This window comes from Streptomyces sp. KM273126 (genome assembly GCF_004337435.2).
In the GTDB taxonomy this organism is placed as follows: domain Bacteria; phylum Actinomycetota; class Actinomycetes; order Streptomycetales; family Streptomycetaceae; genus Streptomyces; species Streptomyces acidicola.
The window spans coordinates 1,712,662-1,735,195 of the sequence record NZ_SJXB02000001.1; the positions used below are offsets into that span (position 1 = coordinate 1,712,662).

Here is a 22,534-nt window from a genome sequence, read left to right on the forward strand (position 1 = left end):
GCTGGGCCGTTCCGACGTCTCAGACCTTAGCTGATCCTCTCGGCGATTCCCAATCGGGCCGCCAAGCTCCAAATCGAATTGAATTCGGGCACGCCGAAATCGACCCGGTTGGGAGATCGTGCTGATGGTTTGAGGTGCCGCTTTCGCGGCGGGAGGTGCTTCCGCAGAACCGTTACGGCTCTGTGGCAACCCGAAGAACTTTACGGATCTGCGGGGGGACTGTCAAGCCTCCCCCGTGTGACCTCGCGTCAAACCTCGCAGGGCTCAGCGGCGCGGCCTCAGTCCAGGTCGGTGAGCCGGCCGCCCGCGTCCGGCTGAGCGTGCTCCACCCGCCGCAGGAGACGGGTCAGGACCTCTCCCAGGACTCCGCGCTCCACCGGCGACAGGTCCTGGAGGAGCTCCTCCTCGAAGACCGAGGCGAGGCGCATGGCCTCCAACCACTTCTCGCGACCCTCGGGGGTGAGTTCGACGATGACGCGGACACGGTTGGACTCGTCGCGCTCGCGGGTGACCAGCCGCTCGGTGACCATGCGGTCGATCCGGTGGGTCATGGCGGCCGGGGTGAGGCCGAGGCGCTTGGCGAGGTCGCTCGGGCCCATGCGGTACGGGGGGCCGGAGAGGACGAGGGCCTTGAGGACCTCCCACTCGGCGTTGCTGATGCCGAGCTCGGCGGTCTGGCGGCCGTAGGCGACGTTCATACGGCGGTTGAGCCGGGACAGCACCGAGACGATCTTCTCGACCTGGGGGTCGAGGTCCTGGAACTCGCGCTGGTAGGCGGCGATCTGCTCTTCGAGAGTCGGTTCGCCGGTGCCGGGAGTGTCACCCATGGCTGAAGTATGGCATGCCTTCACTTGGCATCGAAGTACTTTGGGATGTACTCTTTAGCTTCTAACTTTAGGTTCGAAGTCTTTGGGGTTGAGCCCCTCAGATCGAAGGCAGGTGAACGTGACCAGGGCGATGGGCGCAGCGATGCGCCGGGTTCATGTGGGCAGCGCACTCAGCGCGTTCGGCCTCGGCTTCACCGTCCCGTACCTGTACGTCTATGTGGCGCAGGTGCGGGATCTGGGTGCTGTGACGGCGGGTCTCGTGCTCGCCGTCTTTGCCGTGGCCGCTCTCGTGGTGCTGCCGTTCGCCGGGCGGGCGATCGTCCGTCGGGGCCCGCTGCCTGTGCTGCTCGCCGCCCTGGTCACCGCGGCCGTCGGTGCGCTGAGCCTGGGGTTGGCGGGAAGTGCGGCGGCTGTGCTGCTGTCGGCGGCGGCGCTCGGGGCCGGGCAGGCGGTGATGCAGCCGGCGCTCGCGACGGTGATCGTCGACTGCTCGACGGCCGATACGCGGTCGCGGGCCTTCGCCATGCAGTTCTTCCTGCAGAACCTCGGACTGGGGGTCGGGGGTCTCATAGGTGGTCATCTCGTCGACACCACGCGCGCGAGTTCCTTCACCCTGTTGTTCTCGATCGAGGCGGCGATGTTCCTGTCGCTCGTCGTGATCATGGCGACGCTGCGGATGCCGCGGGCCATGGGGGGCGAGGGCGCTGCGGCGCGGTCGGCCGGGGGCAGCTGGCGGCAGTTGCTGCGGAATCGGGCGATGGTGCAGTTGTGCGTGCTGGGCTTCGTGCTGTTCTTCGCCTGCTACGGGCAGTTCGAGTCGGGGCTCAGTGCGTACGGGGTCGAGGCCGCCGGGATATCCCCGTCCGCGCTCGGGACCGCTCTGGCCGCGAACACCGCGGTGATCGTGGTCGCGCAGTTCGTTGTGCTGAGGTTCGTGGAGCGGCGGAGGCGGTCCCGGGTGATCGCCGCTGTCGGGCTCATATGGGCCGTTGCCTGGGGTGTGGCCGGGTATGCGGGGCTGGGGGACGTGAGTCAGGCCATGGCGACGGCTGCGTTCGTGTCGACGTACGCGCTGTTCGGGCTTGGGGAGGCGATGCTGTCGCCGACCGTGGCGCCGTTGGTGGCGGATCTGGCGCCTGCGGGGATGGCGGGGCAGTACAACTCGGCGTTCGCCCTGGTGAAGCAGCTTGCGCTGGCGGTCGGGCCGGTGGTGGGCGGGCCGATGGGGGCCTCTCTGCACTTGCCGTACATCGTGACGTTCCTGCTGTTCTCGCTTTGTATATCCGTGTTGGCGGTCGGGCTGGGGCGGCGGCTCACGCCCGTGCAGGACCAGCCGTCGTTGGAGGGGAGTCGGGTGGTGGCGCGGAGTGGGGTGCCTGCGGAGTCGTTGGCGGTGTGAGGCTCCGCCCCTTCGACCCCGCCAAGGGGGCTACGCCCCCCTGGAACCGCCATCACCCGGCGCTCCGCCCCGGACCCCGACTTCGGGAACCGGCCCCGCACTCCGGTTCCGGGGCGGACCAGCCCCGAACCACGTCTCGGACACGCGCCGGACCTCGATTTCGGAAGCCAGGCCCCAGCCCCTGATTCGGAGGCCGGTGCCTGGATCCCCGTTCCGGGGCGGACCAGCCCTGGATCCCGTCTCGGACATACTCAGATCCTGGTCTCGGAGGCCGGCCCCGAACCACGTCTCGGAGACCCCCGGACCTCGATTTCGGAGGTCTCCAGGCCCCGGCTCGGAGCCGGCCCCCAACCTCGATTTCGGAGGCTGGCCCTCAGCACCCTGCTGTCGAACTCCGGAGGGGCTGCGGTTTCTTCGTTCAGGTGCTGGAGGCTGGCCGTGGGAGGGCGAATTCGCACCAGACCGCCTTGCCGCCGTCCGGGGCGCGGCGGGCGCCCCAGTTGGAGGCGATCGTGGCGACGATCGCGATTCCGCGGCCCGACTCGTCGGCCGGTTCGGCGTGGCGGCGGAGTGGGAGGTGGTCGTCGCCGTCGGTGACCTCGACGATCAGGCGGCGGTCGGTGCGGCGGAGGCGAAGGCGCATGGGTGGGGTGCCGTGCTGGAGGGAGTTGGCGACCAGTTCGCTGGCGGCGAGGACGCCGAGGTCGTGCAGGTCGGGTGGGAAGCGCCAGCTTGTGAGGACGCCGGAGGCGAAGGCGCGGGCTCGGGGGGCTGCTTCCACGCCGCCGAGCAGTTCCAGGGCGGCGTTGCGGAAGAGCTCGCTGTCGGCGCCGGTGCGGGCCGGGTGCTGGAGGACCAGGACGGCCACGTCGTCGTCGTGGTCAGCCTTGACTCCGGCCGAGCGGACCAGGCGGTCGCAGATCACCTGGGGGGTGCCCGTGGCGCCGGCGAGGGCGCGCTCCAGGGATGCGATGCCCTCGTCCAGGTCCTCGTTGCGGCGTTCCACCAGGCCGTCCGTGTAGAGGGCGGCTGTCGATCCGGGGCCGAGGGGGATGGAACCCGAGGCGTGCAGCCAGCCGCCCGTGCCGAGCGGGGGGCCGGTGGGTTCGTCGGCGCGCAGCACCACTCCGCTCTCGTCGCGGACCAGGATGGGCAGGTGGCCCGCCGACGCGTACACCAGGCGGCCCTCGTTGGGGTCGTGGACGGCGTACACGCAGGTGGCGATCTGGTTGGGGTCGATCTCCGCGGCGAGGCCGTCAAGGAGCTGGAGAACCTCGTGAGGGGGGAGGTCCAGGCGGGCGTATGCGCGGACCGCCGTGCGGAGTTGGCCCATCACCGCTGCCGCCCGTACACCTCTGCCCATGACGTCGCCGATGACCAGGGCCGTGCGGCCGCCGCCGAGGGTGATGACGTCGTACCAGTCGCCGCCGACCGCGGCATCCGTGCCGCCCGGGTGGTAGACGGCGGCGATACGGAGGTCGTCGGGGTGCTCCAGCTCCTGGGGAAGCAGGGAGCGCTGGAGGGTGACGGCTGTTTCGCGCTGGCGGCGTTCGCTGGCGCGCAGCCGCTCGGCGGCCTCGGCGTGGTCCGTGACGTCGGCCGCGAAGATGAGCACCCCGCCGTCGGCCTTGCCGTCGGAACTGCCGGATGCGCCACTCCCTTCGGGAGTGGCCGAGATGTCGACGGGCGTGCAGGTGATCGTGTACGAGCGTCCGCCGGGAGCCTTGCGGGACTTGACCGTGCGGGGCTTGGAGCTGCGCAGTACCTGGTCCAGGAGCGGCAGCAGGCCGAGTTCCTGCAGCTCGGGCAGGGCCTCGCGGGCAGGCTCGCCGACCGGGCGGGTACCGAAGGCCGCCACATAGGCGTCGTTGACGTAGGCGATGCGGTGTTCGGGGCCCTGTACGAGGGCGACCAGGGCCGGGATGCGGTCGAGGACCTCGCGGGTCGCCAGCTCGTTGACGGCGGGCGCGCACAGCGTGCCGTCGGTCGGCCGCTCGGTGCGCGCCGCGGGTACGGAGCCGTCACCCCTCCGGTCGGGGGCGTCCGCGAGTTCGGTCCGCGCTGGGGGGCGGCGCTGCATTCCGGGGAGCCGGGGGCTCCAGCGGGTGAAGTTCACCGAATCCTTGCCTCGTCTTGTCGTCTGGGGCCGGCCCCGGATCGGCCGGGGTCCGGGGGTGTCCCCCGGGAGATGCAGTACCGAATCCTCGTTTTGTGTTGTGGGTGGCGGCCGGCTCCGGATCCGGCCGGGGTCCGCCCGCGTCACAGACGCTATCCAGAACTGTGCCCCCGGGGGACGCGGCGCTGGGAACGCCTGGTGGACGCGCGGGGTCTGTCGGCCCGCCCAGGGTCGTGAACCCGATCGTGAACCAGTCTGGCAGCCCGGCCGGCCGGGCCGACATTCGTCAGACGCCGGCCCGGTCGGCGGAGTTCCTGGATCCGGTCAGGACGACCCCTTCGGGTCCTGAGAAGGCTTTCCACCGGCAGCGAGTTCGAACTCCGCACGGGGATGTTCGAGTGAACCCAGGGAGACGATCTCCCTCTTGAAGAGCCCCGACAGGGTCCATTCGGCGAGCACCCGGGCCTTGCGGTTGAACGTGGGGACCCTGCTCAGGTGGTAGACGCGGTGCATGAACCAGGCCGGGTAGCCCTTCACCTTGCGCCCGTAGACGTGGGCGACACCCTTGTGCAGCCCCAGGGAGGCGACCGAACCGGCGTACTGGTGGGCGTACGTCTCCAGGGGCTCGCCGCGCAGCGAGTGGACGATGTTGTCGCCGAGTGCCTTGGCCTGGCGCACGGCGTGCTGCGCGTTCGGGGCGCACTCCTTGCCGGGCTCCTCCGCGGTGACATCGGGGACGGCGGCCGCGTCGCCGGCGGCCCACGCGTGCTCGGCGCCCTCGACGGTCAGCTCGGCGGTGCACTTCAGGCGGCCGCGCTCGTTCAGCCGCAGGTCGGTCGCGGCGAGGACGGGGTGCGGTTTCACTCCGGCGGTCCACACGACCGTACGCGTCGGGAAGCGCGCCCCGTCACTGAGGACGGCCACCCGGTCGGCGCACGACTCGAGGCGGGTCTCCAGGCGTACGTCGATGTTGCGGCGGCGCAGCTCAGTGACCGTGTAGCGGCCCATCTCCTCACCGACCTCGGGCAGGATGCGGCCCGCGGCCTCGACGAGGATCCACTTCATGTCCTCCGGTTTGACGTTGTGGTAGTAGCGCGCGGCGTAGCGGGCCATGTCCTCCAGTTCGGCGAGCGCCTCCACGCCGGCGTAACCGCCGCCCACGAAGACGAAGGTCAGGGCTGCGTCACGGATCGCGGGGTCGCGGGTGGAGGAGGCGATGTCCATCTGTTCGATGACGTGGTTGCGCAGGCCGATGGCCTCCTCGACGGTCTTGAACCCGATGCCGTGTTCGGCGAGTCCGGGGATCGGGAGGGTGCGCGCGATCGAGCCCGGGGCGAGGACGAGTTCGTCGTACGTGATCTGCTCCGCGCCCGCGCCCTCCTCCTCGGTGGCGAGGGTGGTGAGCGTCGCGGTCCGCTTGGCGTGGTCGATCGCCCTGGCCTCACCGATGACGACCTTGCACAGGTCGAGCACGCGGCGCAGCGGCACCACGACGTGGCGCGGCGAGATGGAGCCCGCGGCGGCCTCGGGAAGGAAGGGCTGATAGGTCATATAAGGGTCGGGGGAGACGACGACGACCTCGATCGCGCCACTCTTGAGCTCCCTTTTCAGCCTCCGCTGGAGACGCAGAGCGGTGTACAGCCCGACGTAGCCGCCGCCGACGATGAGGATGCGCACACGTTCCTTCACCATCCCATGACGCACCCGACGCTGGAGTTTGTCCACAGGCCCGGCAATTTGTGTGACCGGAAGTCGAGGGTGCGCAGGGTTGGCCGAAATGCCGGAGTGTGGAGAAGAATCGCAGGTCAGATGGCGTGGGTCCGGTTACAGCAGGGGGATCAATCGGGGTGTTTCCGGCCCGTGCTCCGATCGGGGGGCGCTCTGTGCGGAATCTGCCCCTTCTGAATTGACTCCGTCTCAACTATGTTCGTGTCTTGACGGGGTGTAGGGGGTGCGCCGCTCGACGGGTCCGCGACGGGCGGGCATGTCGGGTCCGGGGTGGTCCGCGACGGGCGGGCCGGCTCGGGGACCAAGCTCGATCCTCACGCTCCGGTCTTTCGATGGCGGGGAGAGTCTCCGGGGGGAGACGTCAGTACCGGGGGAACACATATGCATATTCAGGACTCTCAATGGTCTTCCGCGTCGGCCGTCGCACCGGGCGGCACGATGAGCGCGGCGGGGGGCAACGGACGTGCGGACCATGCGCGTACGACCCCGCTGCGCGTGGACGCGCAGCGCAATCTGGAGCACGTACTGCGTGCGGCACGCGAGGTGTTCGGCGAGTCGGGGTACGGCGCGCCGATGGAGGACGTGGCCCGGCGCGCCCGGGTGGGTGTCGGCACGGTGTACCGGCGCTTCCCGAGCAAGGATGTGCTGGTCCGGCGGATAGCCGAGGAGGAGACCTCCCGGCTGACCGACCAGGCGCGCGCGGCGCTGGGGCAGGAGGACGAGCCGTGGTCGGCGCTCTCGCGCTTCCTGCGGACGTCGGTGGCCTCGGGCGCCGGGCGGTTGCTGCCGCCGCAGGTGCTGCGGGTGGGGGTCGCCGAGGACGGGCCCGACGGCGTCGCCGTGGACGAGGTGCGGGTTCCGCAGCAGCGGCCCCAGCCGACGGCCGAGCTGCGACTCGTGTCCGGGTCCCAGGACGCCTCGGTGGACGACGACGCGGGTGCCTCGGCGCTCCTCGAAGTCGTGGGGCAGCTCGTGGAGCGGGCCCGTGCGGCGGGTGAGCTGCGGGCGGACGTCACCGTGTCGGATGTCCTGCTGGTGATAGCCACGGCGGCGCCGGCGCTGCCGGATGCCGCGCAGCAGGCGGCCGCGTCGGCGCGGTTGCTGGACATCCTGCTGGAGGGGTTGCGGTCGCGTCCCTCGTGACCTGGTGACTTCTTGCCGGTCCGGGTTGCCGGTCCGGGTTGCTGTCCGAGTTGCTGTCCGAGTTGCTGTCCGAGTTGCAGAGCCGGTCGGCGGTTCGGTGCGCGGCTGGGCGGCATGGCGCGTCAACTCCCGTACGGGGAACGTCCGCTGGGGCTTCCCCGTACGGGTGCGCGTCGGCACTCAGGTCAGGGAGCCGGGACTCGCGGAAGGTCGCCCGTACAACCCCGTACAACCTGGTACTGAACAAGAGTCAATATGGCACCCTGAGCCGGTGTTGGGGTCTGTATTGGGTACTGGGTCTGCAGGCGGCGGGGGTGTTCCGCATGAGCGTCGAGGGCGGTGACGGGCGGGACGAGCCACTCGATGAGGGTGGCTACGAGGGCACGGAGCCCCGTGGGCTGACGTCGCGGCAGGTGCCGAGTCAGGGCGGCGGGCGGTCCGGGGGCCCTTTGGGCGTCTCCCGTGACGGTGGCGTGCCTGGCCGCTCCCGTGACGTGTCGGGCCGCCACATTGACGTGTCCGGCCGTCACGGTGACATGTCCGGCCACAGCGTTCCGGCGCAGCGTGAGCGGTACGACGGCGTCCTGTCGCGCTCGCGGGAGCGCGACCCGGACCTGCCGCCGTCCGACTCCGAACTGATCGGGCGGATGCGTGCGGGCGACGACACGGCGTACGAGGAGCTGTACCGGCGCCATGTGTCGGCCGTGCGCCGGTACGCGCGCACCTGCTGCCGGGACGCGCACACCGCCGACGACCTCACCGCCGAGGTCTTCGCCCGTGTGCTCCAGGCGGTGCGCGGCGGCAGCGGCCCCGACCACGCGGTCCGCGCCTATCTGCTGACCACGGTCCGCCGCGTCGCGGCGAGCTGGACCAAGTCGGCCAGACGGGAGCACCTGGTCGACGACTTCGCGCTGTTCGCCACGCAGGCGGCCCGCAGCGCCGGAGCGTCCGACGACGCCGCGACCCTGGGCTCCTTCGGCGCGGGCCTTGACCTGGGCGCGGACGTGCGTGCGATGCACGACGCCGAGCAGTCGATGGCCATGCGGGCGTTCCGGTCGCTCCCCGAGCGGTGGCAGGCCGTGCTGTGGCACACCGAGGTCGAGGACGAGTCACCCAGCGACGTGGCCACGCTCTTCGGGCTCGACGCCAACGGCACACGCGTCCTCGCCAGCCGCGCGCGCGAGGGCCTCAAGCAGGCGTACCTCCAGGCGCATGTGAGCGCCGCGCTCGCCACCAACTCCGAGGAGTGCGCGCGCCACTCCGACCGACTCGGGGCGTACGCCCGCGGCAGTCTGCGCACCCGGGCCGAACGAGGGCTGCGCAAGCACCTGGAGGAGTGCGCCAAGTGCCGGCTGGCCGCCGGTCAGATCAAGGAGGTCGCGAGCAGTATCCCCGCCGTCGTGCCGGTCGCGGTCATCGGCTGGGGCGGGGCCGCCGGGTACGCGAAGACAGCCGCGCTCGTGGCTGGTGGTGCCGGTGGCGCCGGTGCGGGTGCGGGTGTTGCCGGGGCCGCAGGCGCGAACACCGCGGCGGGTGCGGGCACTGCGGCGGGCGCGGACACTGCCGCGGGCGGTGGCTCGGGCGGTGGCTCGGGCGGTGGCTCGGGCGGGACGAGCGCCGGTGGTGGAGCGGCGGCCCCGAAAGGGCTGGGCGCGCCGGTGACGGCGGGTATCGCTGCGGGCGTCGTCGCGGTGGGTGTCGTCACGGCGGTGGTGCTCGCGATGGCGGGCGACGACCGGAAGGACGACAGGCAGGTGGCCGGTCCACCACCCTCGCAGGTCGCCGAGGCCTCGCCCGAGCCGGAACAGTCGACGCCCGCGAAGGAGAAGAGGTCCACAAAGGAGCCCGAGAAGGAGTCCGCGAAGGAGTCTGCGCCGGCGCCGCAGGTCCCCGCAGTGGGCCCCGTGGCGACGCCCGTCCCGACACCGACACCGACGCCCACTCCTCCCCCTCCCGCACGCCCGCTTCGGCGCCCACGAAAGCGTCCCCGAGCACCGCGCCCGCCCCCACCGCGACACCTGTGCCGCCTCCCCCGCCCGCCCCTCCGGCGCCCCCGGCGGTCTTCCAGTGGAACGAGCTGGAGTACGGCATCACCGGCGACGGCACCCGGCCCGAGATGCGGCTCGGCGAGAGCAGCTGGGTGTGGCAGCGGTACGGGGTCTCGATCGCGGGCAGGACCTACGCGGACGGTGTGACCGTCAACGGACTGTCCTCCGTCACCGTCGACCTCAACCGCCAGTGCACCGCGTACGACGCGCTGGTCGGCGTCGACGACCGGACGTACGGCCTCGGCAAGGTCTCCTTCTCCGTGTACGCCGACGGGGTACGGCTGTGGAAGTCCGCGCTGGTCGCGGGCGGTGACCCGGCGGTCCCCGTCCATCTGGACCTGAGCGGTCGCCGGACCGTACGGCTGGTCGTCGAGCCGCACAGCCACGTCGACGTGGTGGCGCTCGCGGACTGGGCGGAGGCCAGGTTCACATGCGGGTAGCGGACGGCGAGTGTCCGCTCCAGCTCTACTCGGGCGGCTGTTCGGCCGTGTGGTCCTTCACGGCCTCGGCCAGCTCCTGGACGGCGTCGTTCCCGGTGTAGGACGAACCGGTGGCACGCTCGGCCTCGAAACGGGTGCTGCCCAGGGCGGTGAGCGCGGCGGCCTCGACGCGCTCGGCCTCGTAACGCTCGGGGACGGGGCGCGGGTGGCCGCCGCGCCAGTGGGTCCCGGCGGCCAGCAGGCGCACCGCTCGCGGGTGATCACCGAGCTGGGACAGGACGCCTCCGGCCGCGTCGGCCAGGGTGGACGTCACCGATTCCGAGCACCGGCCGCCCACCGCCGCCCGCAGGGCGCCGGCCAGTTTCGGCAGACCGTGCACCGGACCGGACTCGGCGGTCGTCACCATGCCGTCGATCAGGGCGAGCATCGCCGTGAACTGCGGGGGCGGAGTGCCCCGGAGTGTCGCCGCCCGAGCCGCTTCGGACAGTTCGCGCGCATGGGCGGTGTCCCCCTCGTCCAGCGCCATGTACGCGCGCAGGAGGTGGATGAACGCCTGGGAGTCCGCCGCCGCGAAGCGGTCGGCCGCGGCGCTCGCCTCGTCCAGCGCGGCCAGCGCCGCGGGCCGGTCGCCCGAGCGGTAGGCGACCTCGGCGAGGCGAGCGATGAGGAACGATGACTCGGCGTGGGCGCCGACCTCGTGGGCGAGGCGCAGGGCCTCCTCGTACTCGCCCTTCGCCTCCGTCAGGCGCCCCCGGGCCATCGCCGCCTCGCCCGCCGCACTGCACACCTGGGCGCGCATCCAGCGGTCGCCGACGCGGAGGCTGAGTGTGCGCAGTTCGGCGAGATCGTCGTCCACGCCGCCCAGGTTGCCGGGTGAGTCGACGACCATGTGCGTGCGGAACATCAGGACGACGCCGACCTCCCAGTCACCGCCGTACGCACGGCAGTTGGCGACCGCCGCGTCCATCAGGTCCCGGACGTCCGCCGCCGCGCCGTCCAGCAGGAGCGCCCCGAACGGCCACACCAGACCCGGGAACCGCGCCGCGTCCGGCCCGGTGCGCCCGAACTCCGCCCGCAGTCGGACGATGTACTCCCGCAGGCGTGTCTCCTCCGGCACCCCGACGGGTCCCGACTCCGCCACCAGGAACAGGTGCAGCATCCGGAGCCGCATACGGGACCGGTGGCGGGGGTGGTCGACGGGCTCGGGTGCGTCGAGGAACGCGTCGATCGGGTCGACGGCGTCCAGGAGGGCGGCGGTGACGGGGGCGTTCGCCTGTTGGGTTGTGTCCAGGAGAGCCATCAGCCGCAGGATGCGGTCCACCCAGTCCGTGCCCTCGCGGCGGTAGTTGCGGAGCCACCAGAACCAGCTCATGTCGAGGGCGAGGTGGGCGGCCTGTTCCTCGTCACCGGCGGTGATCGTGCGGTGCAGGGCGGCGCGGATGTTGTCGAGCTCGGTCTCCATGCGCTGGATCCAGGGCAGTTGGTCGGCGGAGCGGAGGCGGGGCTCGGCCTCCTCGACCAGGGCACGGGCCCACGCGCTGTGCCGGCGGCCGGCAGCGGCGGTCAGCTCGGGGACCTCGGCGGCACGCTCTGTGGCGTACTCGTGGATCGTCTCCAGCATGCGGTACCGCATGCCGCTGACGCCGCTCTCGCACGGGGTGGCCACGATCAGGGACTTGTCGACGAGCGCCCCCATGACGTCGGCCACGGGCCCGCTGCACACCGTCTCCGCGGCCTGAAGGTCCCACCCGCCCGCGAATACGGAGACCTCGCGCAGGACGGTGCGCTCGGCCTCGTCCAGCAGGTCCCAGGACCAGTCGACCACGGCACGGAGGGTCTGCTGGCGCGGCAGTACCGTCCGGCTGCCGGAGGTGAGCAGCCGGAAGCGGTCGTCGAGGCGGTCCGCGATCTGCCGGGGCGTGAGCAGCCGCAGCCGGGCGGCGGCCAGCTCGATGGCCAGCGGAAGGCCGTCGAGCCTGCGGCAGATCTCGTCCACGGACTCGGTGTCCTTCAGGATGGCGTCCGCGTCGGGGCGTACGGCCGCCGCCCGCTCACTGAAGAGGCGGTGCGCGGGGTCGGGGAGGAGGGGCTCGACCGGGCGCACGGACTCGCCGGGGACGCCCAGGGGCTCACGGCTGGTGGCGAGGATCGTGAGCCGCGGGCAATGTGTCAGCAGGGTCTCCGCGAGGTCGGCCGCGGCGCCGATGACATGCTCGCAGTTGTCAAGGATCAGGAGCCGGCTGCGCGGGGCGCAGTGCTCGACGAGCAGGGCGACCGGGTCGTCCTGCGGGACCGCCATCTCATTGGTGATCAGCACGGTCTCGCGCAGACCGAGGGCGCTGACCACCGCGCCCGCCACCGCCTCCGGCCGGTCGAGCGGGGCGAGCTCGGCCAGCCATGCCTGCGGAAGCCCGGCGGCGGCTTCCTCGGCGAGACGGGTCTTGCCGGACCCGCCCGGTCCGGTGAGCGTGACCAGGCGGGCCCTGTGCAAGTCGGAACGGATGGCGTCGAGTTCGAGTTCCCGTCCGACGAAAGAGGTCAAACGGGGGCGGATGTTCCCGTTCCGGTCGGGGGTGGCTGCGAGGGGGTGCCGGGGCCGGGGCGGGGCTCCGGCTGTGGGTGCGGCTGCGAGTGCGGGTACGACGGCTGCGGCTGCGGCTGCGGCTGCGGCTGCGGCTGCGGGTACGCATGCGCATGAGACGGCTGCGGGCGCGAGTACGCGTGCGCGTGCGGGTGCAGCAACTCCATGTGCAGCGCCTGTAGTGCCGGGCCGGGGTCCGTGCCCAGGCCGTGCAGGAGGGCGCGGCGAGCCGACTCGTACGCCGCCAGCGCGTCCGCGCCGCGTCCGGTGTCGCGGAGGGCGCGGATGTGGAGGGCGTGCAGGGTTTCGTCGTACGGGTGGGCCTCGGTGAGCTCCTTCAGCTCGGGTACGACGTCGGGGGCGCGGCGCAGTCGCAGGTCCGCCTCGATGCGGGCACGCGTCGCCTCCAGGCGGAGGGCCTCCGGGCGGGTGGCCGCGGTGCGGTCGGAGAGGTCGGCGAGGGCGGGGCCGCGCCAGAGCGCCAGGGCGGTGTGGAGGGCGCGGGACGCGGATGCCGGGTCCTCGCGGGCGAGGGCGTCCTTGCCCTCCCTCACGAGCCGCTCGAACTCGAACAGGTCGATGTCCGACGTGGCGGCCGCGAGGCGGTAGCCGCCGCCCTCCGAGACGATCGCGTCCCGGCCGAGGGCACGGCGGAGGCGGCCGATGAGGGCCTGGAGAGCGGCGGGGGCGTCGGCGGGCGGAGCGGCGGCCCACACCTCGTCGATCAAGGTGTCCGGGCCGACCGTGCGGCCGGGCCGGAGGGCGAGGGCCGTGAGCAGCGCGCGCAGGCGGGGGCCGCCGACGGGTATGCGGGTCCCTTGATCGTCCTCCGCCTGGGTGACCCCCAGGATTCCGTACCGCACCGGGTCATTCTCGCCGGGGTGGGTGCGGAGGGCACCTCGTTTCTCCGGTGAGGCGCTGCTTTTCCTGTTCACCCGTCGTCAGAGCCTTGGGGATGGCCCTGGCCCACGCCATCCCCAAGGCCATCCCCAAGACCACCGCCAAGGCCAGAGCCACGCAGGAAGACGACGGCCAGCCGAAGGCGACAGCCAGCACGAAGACGCCGACCAGGACGAAGGCGGCAGCCGGGTTCGCGACCCGGAACAGGGTCCTGGCCGGCGCCCTCGTCGGCAGGCCCTACGCCGGAGTCATGAGCAGAGGCCGAGCCCGCTCCCGCAACTCCACCACCTGCGGCTCGTCCCCGTACGGCTCCAGCCTGTGCAGGAGGTCCTTCACGTACTCGGTGGTCCGCGCCGACGAGATGCGCCCGGCGACCTCGACCGCCCGTACGCCCTGCTCGCAGGCCGCGTCCAGGTTCCCCGACTCCAGTTCGGCGACCGCGGAGACGACGAGGCGCAGGCCGTGCGAGCGCACGAACTCCTCCGTCGGCTTCGACAGCGCCTGCTCGGTGAAGCGGCGCACCTGGCGGGGCGCCTTGAGGTCGCGGTAGCACTCGGCGGCGTCGGCCGCGAAACGGTCGTACCCGTAGAAGCCGAGCCAGGACGGGTCGTTGTCGCCGTCGCGGGCGCGCTCCAGCCAGCCCTCGGACGCCTTCAGGGCCGCGCCGGCCGCCTGGGCGTCACTCGCGCGCGCGTGGGCACGCGCTTCCACGAGCCGGAAGAAGCTCATGGTGCGGGCGGTCGCCAGCCCTCGGTTGCGCTCCAGGGCGGCCTGGGCGAGGTCCACGCCCTCGTCGCCGAAGCCGCGGTAGGTCGCCTGCAGCGACATCGACGCCAGGACGTAGCCCCCGAGGGGCACGTCGGCGGCCGCGCGCGCGAGCCGTAAGGCCTGGATGTAGTAGCGCTGGGCGGCCTCCTGCTGACCCGTGTCGAAGGCCATCCAGCCCGCGAGGCGGGTGAGTTCCGCGGAGGCTCCGAACAGGGCCCGGCCGACCTCGTCCGAGTACGAGCCGAGCAGCAGTGGCGCCGCCTCCACCCGCAGACACTCGGGCACCATGGACGAACGCCAGTCGCCGCCTCCGTATTTGGAGTCCCAGCGCCTGGCGTCCTCAGCTGCCTCACGCAGCTTCTGCACATCGCTGTGGCCGACCTTCAGTGGTGCTCCCGCGCCCTCCGAGGGACTCGCGTCGCGTGCCACCGAACTGTCGGCCGGGGTTATGAGCCACCGTGAGGCGGGCGTGGCGTACGCGCTCACCGCGAACGATCCGGCGAGCGACTGCCATATGCCGCCGGAGCCGGCCCGGCGCCCGGCGAGGTCCAGCCGGTACAACTCCGTCGCCGACTTCACCGCCTGGCCGACGTCCCTGGGGAAGGCGAGGCCCACTTCGGGCGCGGGATCCGCGTCCGCCAGACCGATCTCGTGGAGCGGCACCGGGCGGCCGAGTTTCTGGCCGATGGCGGCCGCGATGAGGTGCGGCGCGGCGCCCTGCGGCACCATGCCCTTCGACACCCAGCGCGCCACCGACGTCTTGTCGTAGCGAAGAGTCAGTCCCCGCTGGGCGCCAAGATCGTTGACGCGCCGCGCGAGTCCTGCGTTGCTGATTCCCGCGAGGGCGAGAACGGCGCCGAGCTTTTCGTTCGGCCCGCGTTGCTCCCTGGACATGCGCCACCCCTCGACACAGACGGCTGCCGCGGCGGCATACGCACGCGGCATTCGTAAACCCAGCGTAGTTCGCCACATCCCAAGCGTTAAGGGGCGAAAATCCGGATGGCGGGATTGTGGTCCGTACGAGAGTACGGACTGTTGCGGCGCGCTCCCGCTGTGTGGCCGTGCGCCCGTCCGTGCGCTCTTCTCCGGCCATGAGTGGAGCGCTTCGATAGGCCCTGCGTGGGTCGGCCCGCTGTACTGGATCCAGTGGGCTGGGGGACACCGCCGCCTTCATCCCCGCGGGCGGCGGACGGTCCGGGAGGCGAACTCCGCCTCCCGGACTGCGCGTTGACTGTGCGTTGCGCAGAGCCTGTACGGAGCGTGTCGTAGAGCTTTGCCTCCCGAGACCGATTTGGCCGAAAATCGACGGTGCCCCGCACGGACAAATACCGCTCCGACCACGTCTCTTGAGGGCGCGTTGGGGGTTACTGGGGAGCGTTTTGGGGCGCATTCACGTCGCAGACGCACACGCGCGGATCGATGGACTGCCTGAGCGGACGGCCGCACCCTCCCCACTCCGGGCGGTTCTCGGGGCGGGCCTTCCGACAGGTCTTCGGACGGATCTTCGGGCGGGCGTTCGGACCGGTGCGGGCCGTAACCCCGCCCGGTCCCGGATCGGGCGTTGAACGGGGCTTTGAACGGAGCTTTGAACGGGCGTTGAACCGAGCGCCGAACGGGACGTTGATCCCCCATGGATCGCGCGCGGACCGGCCGGGGAGCGCGCGTGGATCCGCGCGCATCCGTTCGCGGAAGCGCATTCCCGGCTCGCACGGGGAGTGCTCCGGGGCGCATTGTGAGGTGTGCAAGCCTTCGCACAGGCCCCTCAGCGCGCTTCCTTCGTGGCAGCATGGTGACCGGTTCGTGCGGTGCACTGGTTGTCCACAGCCTGTGGAGGCGGCGATGCGGTGGTTGGTGGGATGGAGCAGTACCGCCGCTGCGGCACGCGAGATCGGCGCCGCGGGCGGCACCGGGTACGACGGCGAGACCGTGCACCCCGTGGGCTCCCAACTCCTGTGGGGCGACCCCGATCCGCTGTGGGCGGTCGGCGACTGGCGCCCCGACGAGGTGCGCGTCGTGAAGGCCGACGCGCAGAACCGGATCGCGGTCCTGGGCACCTGCGGTGCGAGCGACGAGGAGCTGAAGGTCGGCCTCTTCGCCGCACGCGGCGGGGCGCTTCGCCATCTGACCGCCTGGTCCGGCAGCTACACGGCCGTCGTCCAGGTCGGCCGCCGCGTGACGGTGTGCGGCGATCTCGCGGGCGCCCGCCCGGTGTTCCACACTCCCTGGGCGGGCGGCACGGCGTACGCGACCGCCGCGCTCCCGCTGGCCGACCTCATCGAGGCCAACCTGGACTTCGGGCACCTGGCAGCGCTGCTCGCCGCCCCCGACGTACCGGCCGCCCTGCACGACTCGACCCCGTACGACGGCGTTCGGCGCATTCCGCCGGGGCACGCGCTGATCCTGCGCACGGGGGCGCACGAGATCGCCGGCTACGAGCCCGTCGCGTCCCTTGCCGTCGCGGCACCGTCCGCCGACCCGGCGAGCGCGGTGGACGACGTCCGGGACGCCCTCGTGGACGCCGTACGCACACGCCTGGCCGCCCCCCGCCACGTACCCGGAGCGGACATCGACCCCGGCCCGGTCCCCGGCATGGGCCCGGCGGAACGACGGGCGGCGCGCGGCATGCCCGTACCCGGCATCGGCGCCGACCTCTCCGGCGGCCCGGCATCGGGCACCCTGGCCCTGCTCGCGGCGGGCCTCCCGGGCGCTCCCGGAACGGTGCTGGGCCACGGCACGGGCGCGGGCGAACGCCTCCTGGCGGTGACCTTCAACGACCTCGCCGTACCGGGCCGTGAGGCCGAACTGGAACGAGCGGGCACCCTCGCGGCCAACCCCCGCCTCCACCACGTAGTGGTGGCAGGCGGAGAGGAAGCGCTCCCGTACGCGGACCTGGAGGGCCCGCTGACGGACGAACCGGGGCCGTCCCTGATCACGGCTGCCAGGCACCGCGCACGCCTGGCCTCCGGCAGCGCGGACCACTTCACGGGCTACGGCGCTCGGCAGGTCCTGGACGCCCACCCCGCCCGCCTGGCAGACCTCCTGATGGACCGCAAGAGGCGCCACCTCGTCCGGCCGGTCGCGGCGCTGGCGAAGGCGGACGGCTCCGTCCTGGTCCCCGCGCGCGTGTACGCCGCCGCGCGCAAGCTCGCCCGCAGCCAGTACCGCTCGGGCGTGGAGACCCTCGCCGACCGGCTCCTCCACAAGCGCTTGGAGGAACCCGGCGGCGCGGTCGGGGCGTCCCTCGCCTCGCTCACCTGGGCGAGACCGGGCCCGGCGGCTCGCTGGCTCACGGGCGAGGCACTGGCCGAAGTATCGATTCGCCTCCAGGCCGCCACGAGCCGCCCGATCGTCAGCCCGGGCCAGCGCCCGGGAGACTTCCGCGCGCGTGCGGCACTCGCGCGCCAGGCCGCCGACATCCGCGTCCTGGAACAGGCCGCGGAGATCCGCTTCCAGCGCCTGCACACGCCCTTCCTGGACAACCAGGTCGTACGGGCTTGCCGTGCCCTCCCCGAGGCACTGCGCGTCCAGCCGGGAGCAAGGGCGGCGATCCTCCGCACGGTCCTGGAGGGCGCCGGCGTCGCCGACCTCCCGCCCGGCTGGGGCGCCCCCTCCCACGCGACCTCCGCGGCTGCGGCACGCACCGGCCTCCGGGTGGCGGCCGACACCCTGGTGACCCTCTTCGACACCCCGCTGCTCGCCCAGGCGGGCCTGGTCGAGGCGAGAGTGGTCCGCAAGGCGGTCCGCGCGGCCGCGGACGGCGAGCCACTGCCCCTGGACGGCCTCGCCGACCTGGTCTCCCTGGAACTGTGGCTCCGCCGACTGCTGGCCCGCCGCGGCACATGCTGGACAGGCACCCCAGCCCGCCAACGGGCGGTACCTGCCGGAATCACCCCACAGCGAGGGGTTCTGGGCGCGGGGGCGACGGTTCGACGGGGGTAGCCGGGGGCAGCCGGAGGTGGCCCGGGGCAGCCCATCGGCAACTGCCCGCCTCCCTGCGGTGGAGAACCGCACAGCTGCACAGCCGCGTCAGGGCCGGTCCCACGATCGCGGTCGGGGCAGTCAGTCGGCGAAGATCCGGCAGCTCCCTGTCGATGCTCCCCTGTCGATGCTCCCCTGCCGTTCGGCCTGCACCGGGGTTCGGCCTGCACCGGGCGATACCGCGAGGAACGGCCCGGGGAACGGTTTGAAGGCGCTGTCAGTGGCGCAGTGCACTATCGAGTCGGGAGGTGGAGCGACGTGCGGCAGCGGAGCGTGAACGGGATCGCGTACGACTGTGACGTGCTGGTGATCGGCGGCGGGATCGTCGGCCTGTCGACGGCGTACGCGATCACGCGGGCCGCGCCGGACACGCGCGTCATGGTGCTGGAGAAGGAGCGGGGTCCGGCCCGGCACCAGACCGGGCGGAACAGCGGGGTCATCCACAGCGGGATCTACTACCGCCCGGGCTCCCTCAAGGCACGGTACGCGGTGCGGGGCGCCGCCGAGATGGTCGAGTTCTGCGCCGAGTACGGCATCGCGCACGCCGTCACCGGCAAGCTGATCGTCGCGACCGAGCGGGACGAGCTGCCCCGGCTGCACGCGCTGGTGCAGAGGGGGCGGGAGAACGGGATTCCGGTCCGGGAGCTGGGGCCCGCCCAGATCGCCGAGTACGAGCCGGAGGTGCGGGGGCTCGCCGCCATCCATGTCGGGACCACGGGGATCTGCGACTTCGTGGGCGTCGCGCGGCAGCTCGCCGAGGCTTCGGGGGCGGAGATCCGGTACGGGGCGGAGGTCGTCCGGATCGACCGGCGAGCTGCGCTCGGGGTCGCCGTGCGGCTGGGGGACGGTGGTGTCGTCCGCGCGCGCGTGCTCGTCAACTGTGCCGGGCTGCACTGCGACGAGGTCGCCCGGCTCGCCGGGGACGAGCCCGGGATGCGGATCGTGCCGTTCCGGGGTGAGTACTACTCGCTGGCGCGGCCGGAGCTGGTGCACGGGCTGGTGTATCCCGTGCCCGATCCGGCGTTCCCGTTCCTCGGGGTGCATCTGACCCGGGGGACCGACGGGGATGTGCACATCGGGCCCAACGCTGTGCCGGCGCTGGCGCGGGAAGGGTACGGGTGGGGTGTCGTGCGGCCTCGTGAGCTGGGGGCCACCCTGGCCTGGCCCGGTTCCTGGCGGATCGCTCGGCGGCACTGGCGCTACGGGGCGGGGGAGCTGCGGCGGTCCGTGTCCAAGGCGGCGTTCGCGGTGGCGGTGCGGCGGTTGTTGCCGGCGGTTTCGGAGGACGACCTGCTGCCTGCGGCCGCGGGGGTGCGGGCGCAGGCCGTGTTGCGGGACGGGACGCTGGTGGACGACTTTCTGATCCGGGAGGGGGCGCGGACGGTGCATGTGCTGAACGCGCCGTCGCCTGCGGCTACCGCTTCGCTGCCGATCGGGCGGGAGGTGGGGCGTCGGGCGTTGGTGGCGCTTGGTGGGGGGTGAGGGGGTGAGGGGGCGGATTGCGTGCCGCGTGCTGGGGGGCGGGCGAGGGGTTGTCGCCCCCGCCGCCCCTACCCGTCCCATCCCAGGGGCTCCGCCCCTTCACCCCCGCCAAGGGGGCTACGCCCCCTGGACCCCCGGGGCTTCGGGGCTCCGTCCCGGACCCCGTTCGGGGGCCGGCCCCCGGACCCCCGCTCCTCAAACGCCGGAGCGGCTGGAATGTGCGGGCGGCGCTGGAATGCGCAGGGCGGCGCTGGAATGCGCAGGCGGGCTGGAATGCGCAGGGTGGGGCCGGGCTTTTGCCGGCCGGGGCTGAAAGCCTCCGGCTGGGGTTTCCGGCCGAGGCCAGACACCCCCAGCCCGTCCGGCGTTTGAGGACGAGGCCGTTCAGGCCGACAAGCGGGGGTCTGGGGGCGGCAGCCCCCAGGAAGGGACGGGAATGGGTAGGGGCGGCGGGGGCGACAAACCCTCCGGGTCAGGCGGGTGCCGACAAAGCCGACGGCAGGTCTCACGTGGCCCGGCTCCCAGTAAAATCGACTTCACTGTGTCTGATTCCACCCACACCCCCGAAGCCCCGCGGCGCACCACCCCTGGCGCGTCCCTCCGTCGTACCCGGGCCAAGGGTGAACCCCGGTTCCCCGACGGGCCGAAGGCCGATCCCGCAGGGTCGCACTTCGAGCGGCGGATCCGGAGTTTTCAGCCGCGGCGGAGCCGGGTGACGGCGGGCCAGGCGGACGCGTTGCAGCGCCTGTGGCCCAAGTGGGGGCTGGACATCGACGGGCAGCGGACGATCGATCTCGCCGAGCTGTTCGGGAACGCGTGCCCCGTGGTGCTGGAGATCGGGTTCGGAATGGGGGAAGCGACCGCGCGGATGGCCGCGGAGGATCCCGAGACCAATGTTCTCGCCGTGGACGTGCACACCCCGGGCCAGGGCAATCTGCTCAATCTCGCCGATCAGAACGGGCTGTCCAACATCCGGGTGGGGAACGGGGACGCCATCATCCTGTTGCGCGAGATGCTCGCCCCTGACTCCCTCGACGGACTGCGCGTCTACTTCCCCGACCCGTGGCCCAAGAAGCGGCACCACAAGCGGCGGCTGATCCAGCCGGAGTTCCTCACGCTCGCCGCGTCCCGGCTCAAGCCGGGTGCCGTCCTCCACTGTGCGACCGACTGGGAGCCGTACGCCGAGTGGATGCTCGACGTGCTCACCGCGCACCCCGACTTCGAGAACACACAGGCCGGCGGCGGATTCGCACCGCGTCCTGCGTTCCGGCCCCTGACCCGTTTCGAGGGCCAGGGACTGGACAAGGGTCATGTGGTGAACGACCTGCTCTTCGGACGCGTACAGCACAGGGACGTAACGTCCAAGGAGCCAAAGGAATCGCAGGAGTTTCAGGGGTCCCACGGGCCCCACGGGCCCCAGGAGTCCACAGGTTCCCAGGGTTTCCAGCAGCAGCGCGGAGGGCAGCCAGACCACCCAGTCCATCCCGACCAGCCATAACCCACCGGCGCCTGACCAGTCCCGCCGAACGCCCGCGAGGCACCACCGAGCAGCACTGCACCTCACGCGGCAGCATCGCGGGCAGCGCCCCTCCCTCGTTAGGGTCGATGCCGTGGCCACCTTTCCCCCGTATCCGACGCACCCCAGCGAACCGCCCGGCCCCGGCGGCCCAGTCGGCGGGAGACGGAGCCCAGCGCACTGGTGGCGCAAGAAGTGGGTGCGGTACGGGGCGCTCATCACGCTGCTCACGCTCTCCGGGCTGGTCATCCTCGCCCTGGTCCGCGAGCAGACCGGTACGGAGGGGTTCCTGGTCGGGCTGGGGCTGGCGGTACTCCCCGTGCCGTTGCTCATCGCCACGTTCCGATGGCTGGACCGGGTCGAGCCCGGGCCCTGGCGCAACCTGGTCTTCTCGTTCGCCTGGGGCGCGTGTGCCGCGGCACTGATAGCCATCGTCGCGAACAGCTTCGCGACCAGATGGATAGCGACGGCCACCGCCGATCCGTCCAGTGCGGACACCCTCGGCGCCACCGTGATAGCGCCCGTCGTGGAGGAGACCGCCAAGGCCGCCGCGATCCTGTTGATCTTCCTGTTCCGCAGACGGGACTTCACCGGGATCATGGACGGCGTGGTGATCGCCGGGGTCACCGCCACCGGGTTCGCCTTCACCGAGAACATCCTCTACCTCGGCACGGCCTTCGGAACCGACCAGCTCAGCGGCGGCAGCGGAATCGCCTCCGTGACGGCCGCGACCTTCTTCGTCCGCGTGATCATGTCGCCCTTCGCGCATCCGCTGTTCAGCGTGTTCACGGGGATCGGCTTCGGGATCGCGGCGCTCTCCGCGGACCGGCACCACGTGCGCCGCGTGCTCCTCCCCCTCTCCGGGCTGCTCCTCGCGATGGGCATGCACGCCCTGTGGAACGGCTCGTCGGCGTTCGGGGAGTTCGGTTTCTTCGCGGTCTACGCGGCGTTCATGGTTCCCGCGTTCGGGCTGCTGACCTGGCTGGTCATCTGGACGCGGCAGCGGGAACTGCGCACCGTGCGGGACGAGTTGCCCGCGTACGCGGCCGCCGGGTGGCTGACGTCGCCCGAGCCGTACGCCCTCGGGAACATGAAGGCGCGACGGCTGGCCCGCGAGTACGCCGGGCACCAGTTCGGTCGGGAAGCGGCGCGGTCGGTCGCCGAGTACGAGGCGTATGCGACCTCGCTCGCCTTTCTGCGGCACCGGGGGCGGCGGGGCCGGGCGAACGCCGATTTCGTCGTACGGGAGCGGGAGTTGCTCTTCGAGCTGTGGCGCCGACGGGAGATCGCCCGTCCCTCCCTGGCGTACGCGGCACAGACCACGGCACCGATGCCCGTGCACGGGAGCGCGTACGGCTACGGGTACGGGTACGGCTACGGATACGGGAGCGCGTACGAGTTCGGGCACGGATACGGGCATGGGTACGGGCATGGACACGAGTACGAGCACGAGCACGGGCCCGCGTTCGAGTACGCGTCGGCGTACGGGCACGGCCCGGCGGCGCCGTATCCCTCCTGCAACCCCTATCAGACGTAGTTCGGGGTAGTCCGGGGTAGTTCGGCGTAGTCAGGAGGCTTCGGACGGTACGGCACCGGCGGTCGGGGTGA

Annotated in this window: 9 protein-coding genes and 3 pseudogenes; 7 read left to right on the top strand and 5 right to left on the bottom strand. The window is 72.1% G+C overall.

The annotated features are described in order from the left end of the window. Nucleotides 1–278 precede the first annotated feature (278 nt). Nucleotides 279–827: a MarR family winged helix-turn-helix transcriptional regulator gene (locus tag E0500_RS07530; RefSeq protein ID WP_131571060.1), complete on the bottom strand. Its 549-nt coding sequence runs from the start codon at nt 825–827 to the stop codon at nt 279–281. Between the two features lie 130 nt (nt 828–957). On the opposite strand from E0500_RS07530, the gene E0500_RS07535 reads away from it, so the two are divergent. Beyond that, a complete protein-coding gene (locus E0500_RS07535) occupies nt 958–2,226 on the top strand; it encodes an MFS transporter (protein ID WP_131571062.1) in 1,269 nt (422 codons plus the stop codon). Nucleotides 2,227–2,644: 418 nt separating this feature from the next. On the opposite strand, the gene E0500_RS07540 is transcribed toward E0500_RS07535, so the two are convergent. Next, nucleotides 2,645–4,342 (bottom strand): SpoIIE family protein phosphatase, encoded by a 1,698-nt coding sequence (locus E0500_RS07540; protein WP_131571057.1) that lies wholly within the window; start codon nt 4,340–4,342, stop codon nt 2,645–2,647. 324 nt (nt 4,343–4,666) lie between these two features. Then, nucleotides 4,667–6,034: an NAD(P)/FAD-dependent oxidoreductase gene (locus E0500_RS07545; RefSeq protein ID WP_131571054.1), complete on the bottom strand. Its 1,368-nt coding sequence runs from the start codon at nt 6,032–6,034 to the stop codon at nt 4,667–4,669. A 417-nt stretch (nt 6,035–6,451) separates the two neighbouring features. On the opposite strand from E0500_RS07545, the gene E0500_RS07550 reads away from it, so the two are divergent. Together E0500_RS07550 and E0500_RS07555 are read left to right on the top strand one after the other, a co-directional pair. After that, complete coding sequence (locus E0500_RS07550; protein ID WP_131571052.1) at nt 6,452–7,213, top strand: TetR/AcrR family transcriptional regulator; 762 nt, start codon at nt 6,452–6,454, stop codon at nt 7,211–7,213. Nucleotides 7,214–7,536: 323 nt separating this feature from the next. Beyond that, a pseudogene (locus E0500_RS07555) lies at nt 7,537–9,701 on the top strand (sigma-70 family RNA polymerase sigma factor). Nucleotides 9,702–9,726: 25 nt separating this feature from the next. On the opposite strand, the pseudogene E0500_RS07560 reads toward E0500_RS07555, so the two are convergent. Continuing rightward, nucleotides 9,727–13,145 (bottom strand): annotated as a pseudogene (locus tag E0500_RS07560) (AfsR/SARP family transcriptional regulator). 274 nt (nt 13,146–13,419) lie between these two features. Beyond that, nucleotides 13,420–14,844, bottom strand: a complete 1,425-nt coding sequence (locus E0500_RS07570) for an MFS transporter (RefSeq protein ID WP_131571859.1) — start codon at nt 14,842–14,844, stop codon at nt 13,420–13,422. Between the two features lie 945 nt (nt 14,845–15,789). On the opposite strand from E0500_RS07570, the gene E0500_RS07575 reads away from it, so the two are divergent. The 4 genes and pseudogenes from E0500_RS07575 to E0500_RS07590 all read left to right on the top strand — a co-directional run bounded on the left by E0500_RS07575 (nt 15,790) and on the right by E0500_RS07590 (nt 22,463). Beyond that, nucleotides 15,790–17,889: an asparagine synthase-related protein gene (locus E0500_RS07575; RefSeq protein ID WP_131571862.1), complete on the top strand. Its 2,100-nt coding sequence runs from the start codon at nt 15,790–15,792 to the stop codon at nt 17,887–17,889. Nucleotides 17,890–18,186: 297 nt separating this feature from the next. Continuing rightward, nucleotides 18,187–19,410: an L-2-hydroxyglutarate oxidase gene (gene lhgO / locus E0500_RS07580; RefSeq protein WP_131571863.1), complete on the top strand. Its 1,224-nt coding sequence runs from the start codon at nt 18,187–18,189 to the stop codon at nt 19,408–19,410. A 541-nt stretch (nt 19,411–19,951) separates the two neighbouring features. Further along, a pseudogene (gene trmB / locus E0500_RS07585) lies at nt 19,952–20,764 on the top strand (tRNA (guanosine(46)-N7)-methyltransferase TrmB); the annotation flags it as partial. Nucleotides 20,765–21,020: 256 nt separating this feature from the next. Beyond that, on the top strand, nt 21,021–22,463 hold the full coding sequence (locus E0500_RS07590) for a PrsW family intramembrane metalloprotease (RefSeq protein WP_131570854.1): 1,443 nt from the start codon (nt 21,021–21,023) through the stop codon (nt 22,461–22,463). Nucleotides 22,464–22,534 lie beyond the last annotated feature (71 nt).

Bases quoted from the DNA above. Each gene is read 5' to 3' on its own strand.
- E0500_RS07530 (WP_131571060.1), bottom strand. From the start codon at position 827: ATGGGTGACACTCCCGGCACCGGCGAACCGACTCTCGAAGAGCAGATC.
- E0500_RS07535 (WP_131571062.1), top strand. From the start codon at position 958: ATGGGCGCAGCGATGCGCCGGGTTCATGTGGGCAGCGCACTCAGCGCG.
- E0500_RS07545 (WP_131571054.1), bottom strand. From the start codon at position 6,034: ATGGTGAAGGAACGTGTGCGCATCCTCATCGTCGGCGGCGGCTACGTC.
- E0500_RS07550 (WP_131571052.1), top strand. From the start codon at position 6,452: ATGCATATTCAGGACTCTCAATGGTCTTCCGCGTCGGCCGTCGCACCG.
- E0500_RS07570 (WP_131571859.1), bottom strand. From the start codon at position 14,844: ATGTCCAGGGAGCAACGCGGGCCGAACGAAAAGCTCGGCGCCGTTCTC.
- E0500_RS07575 (WP_131571862.1), top strand. From the start codon at position 15,790: ATGCGGTGGTTGGTGGGATGGAGCAGTACCGCCGCTGCGGCACGCGAG.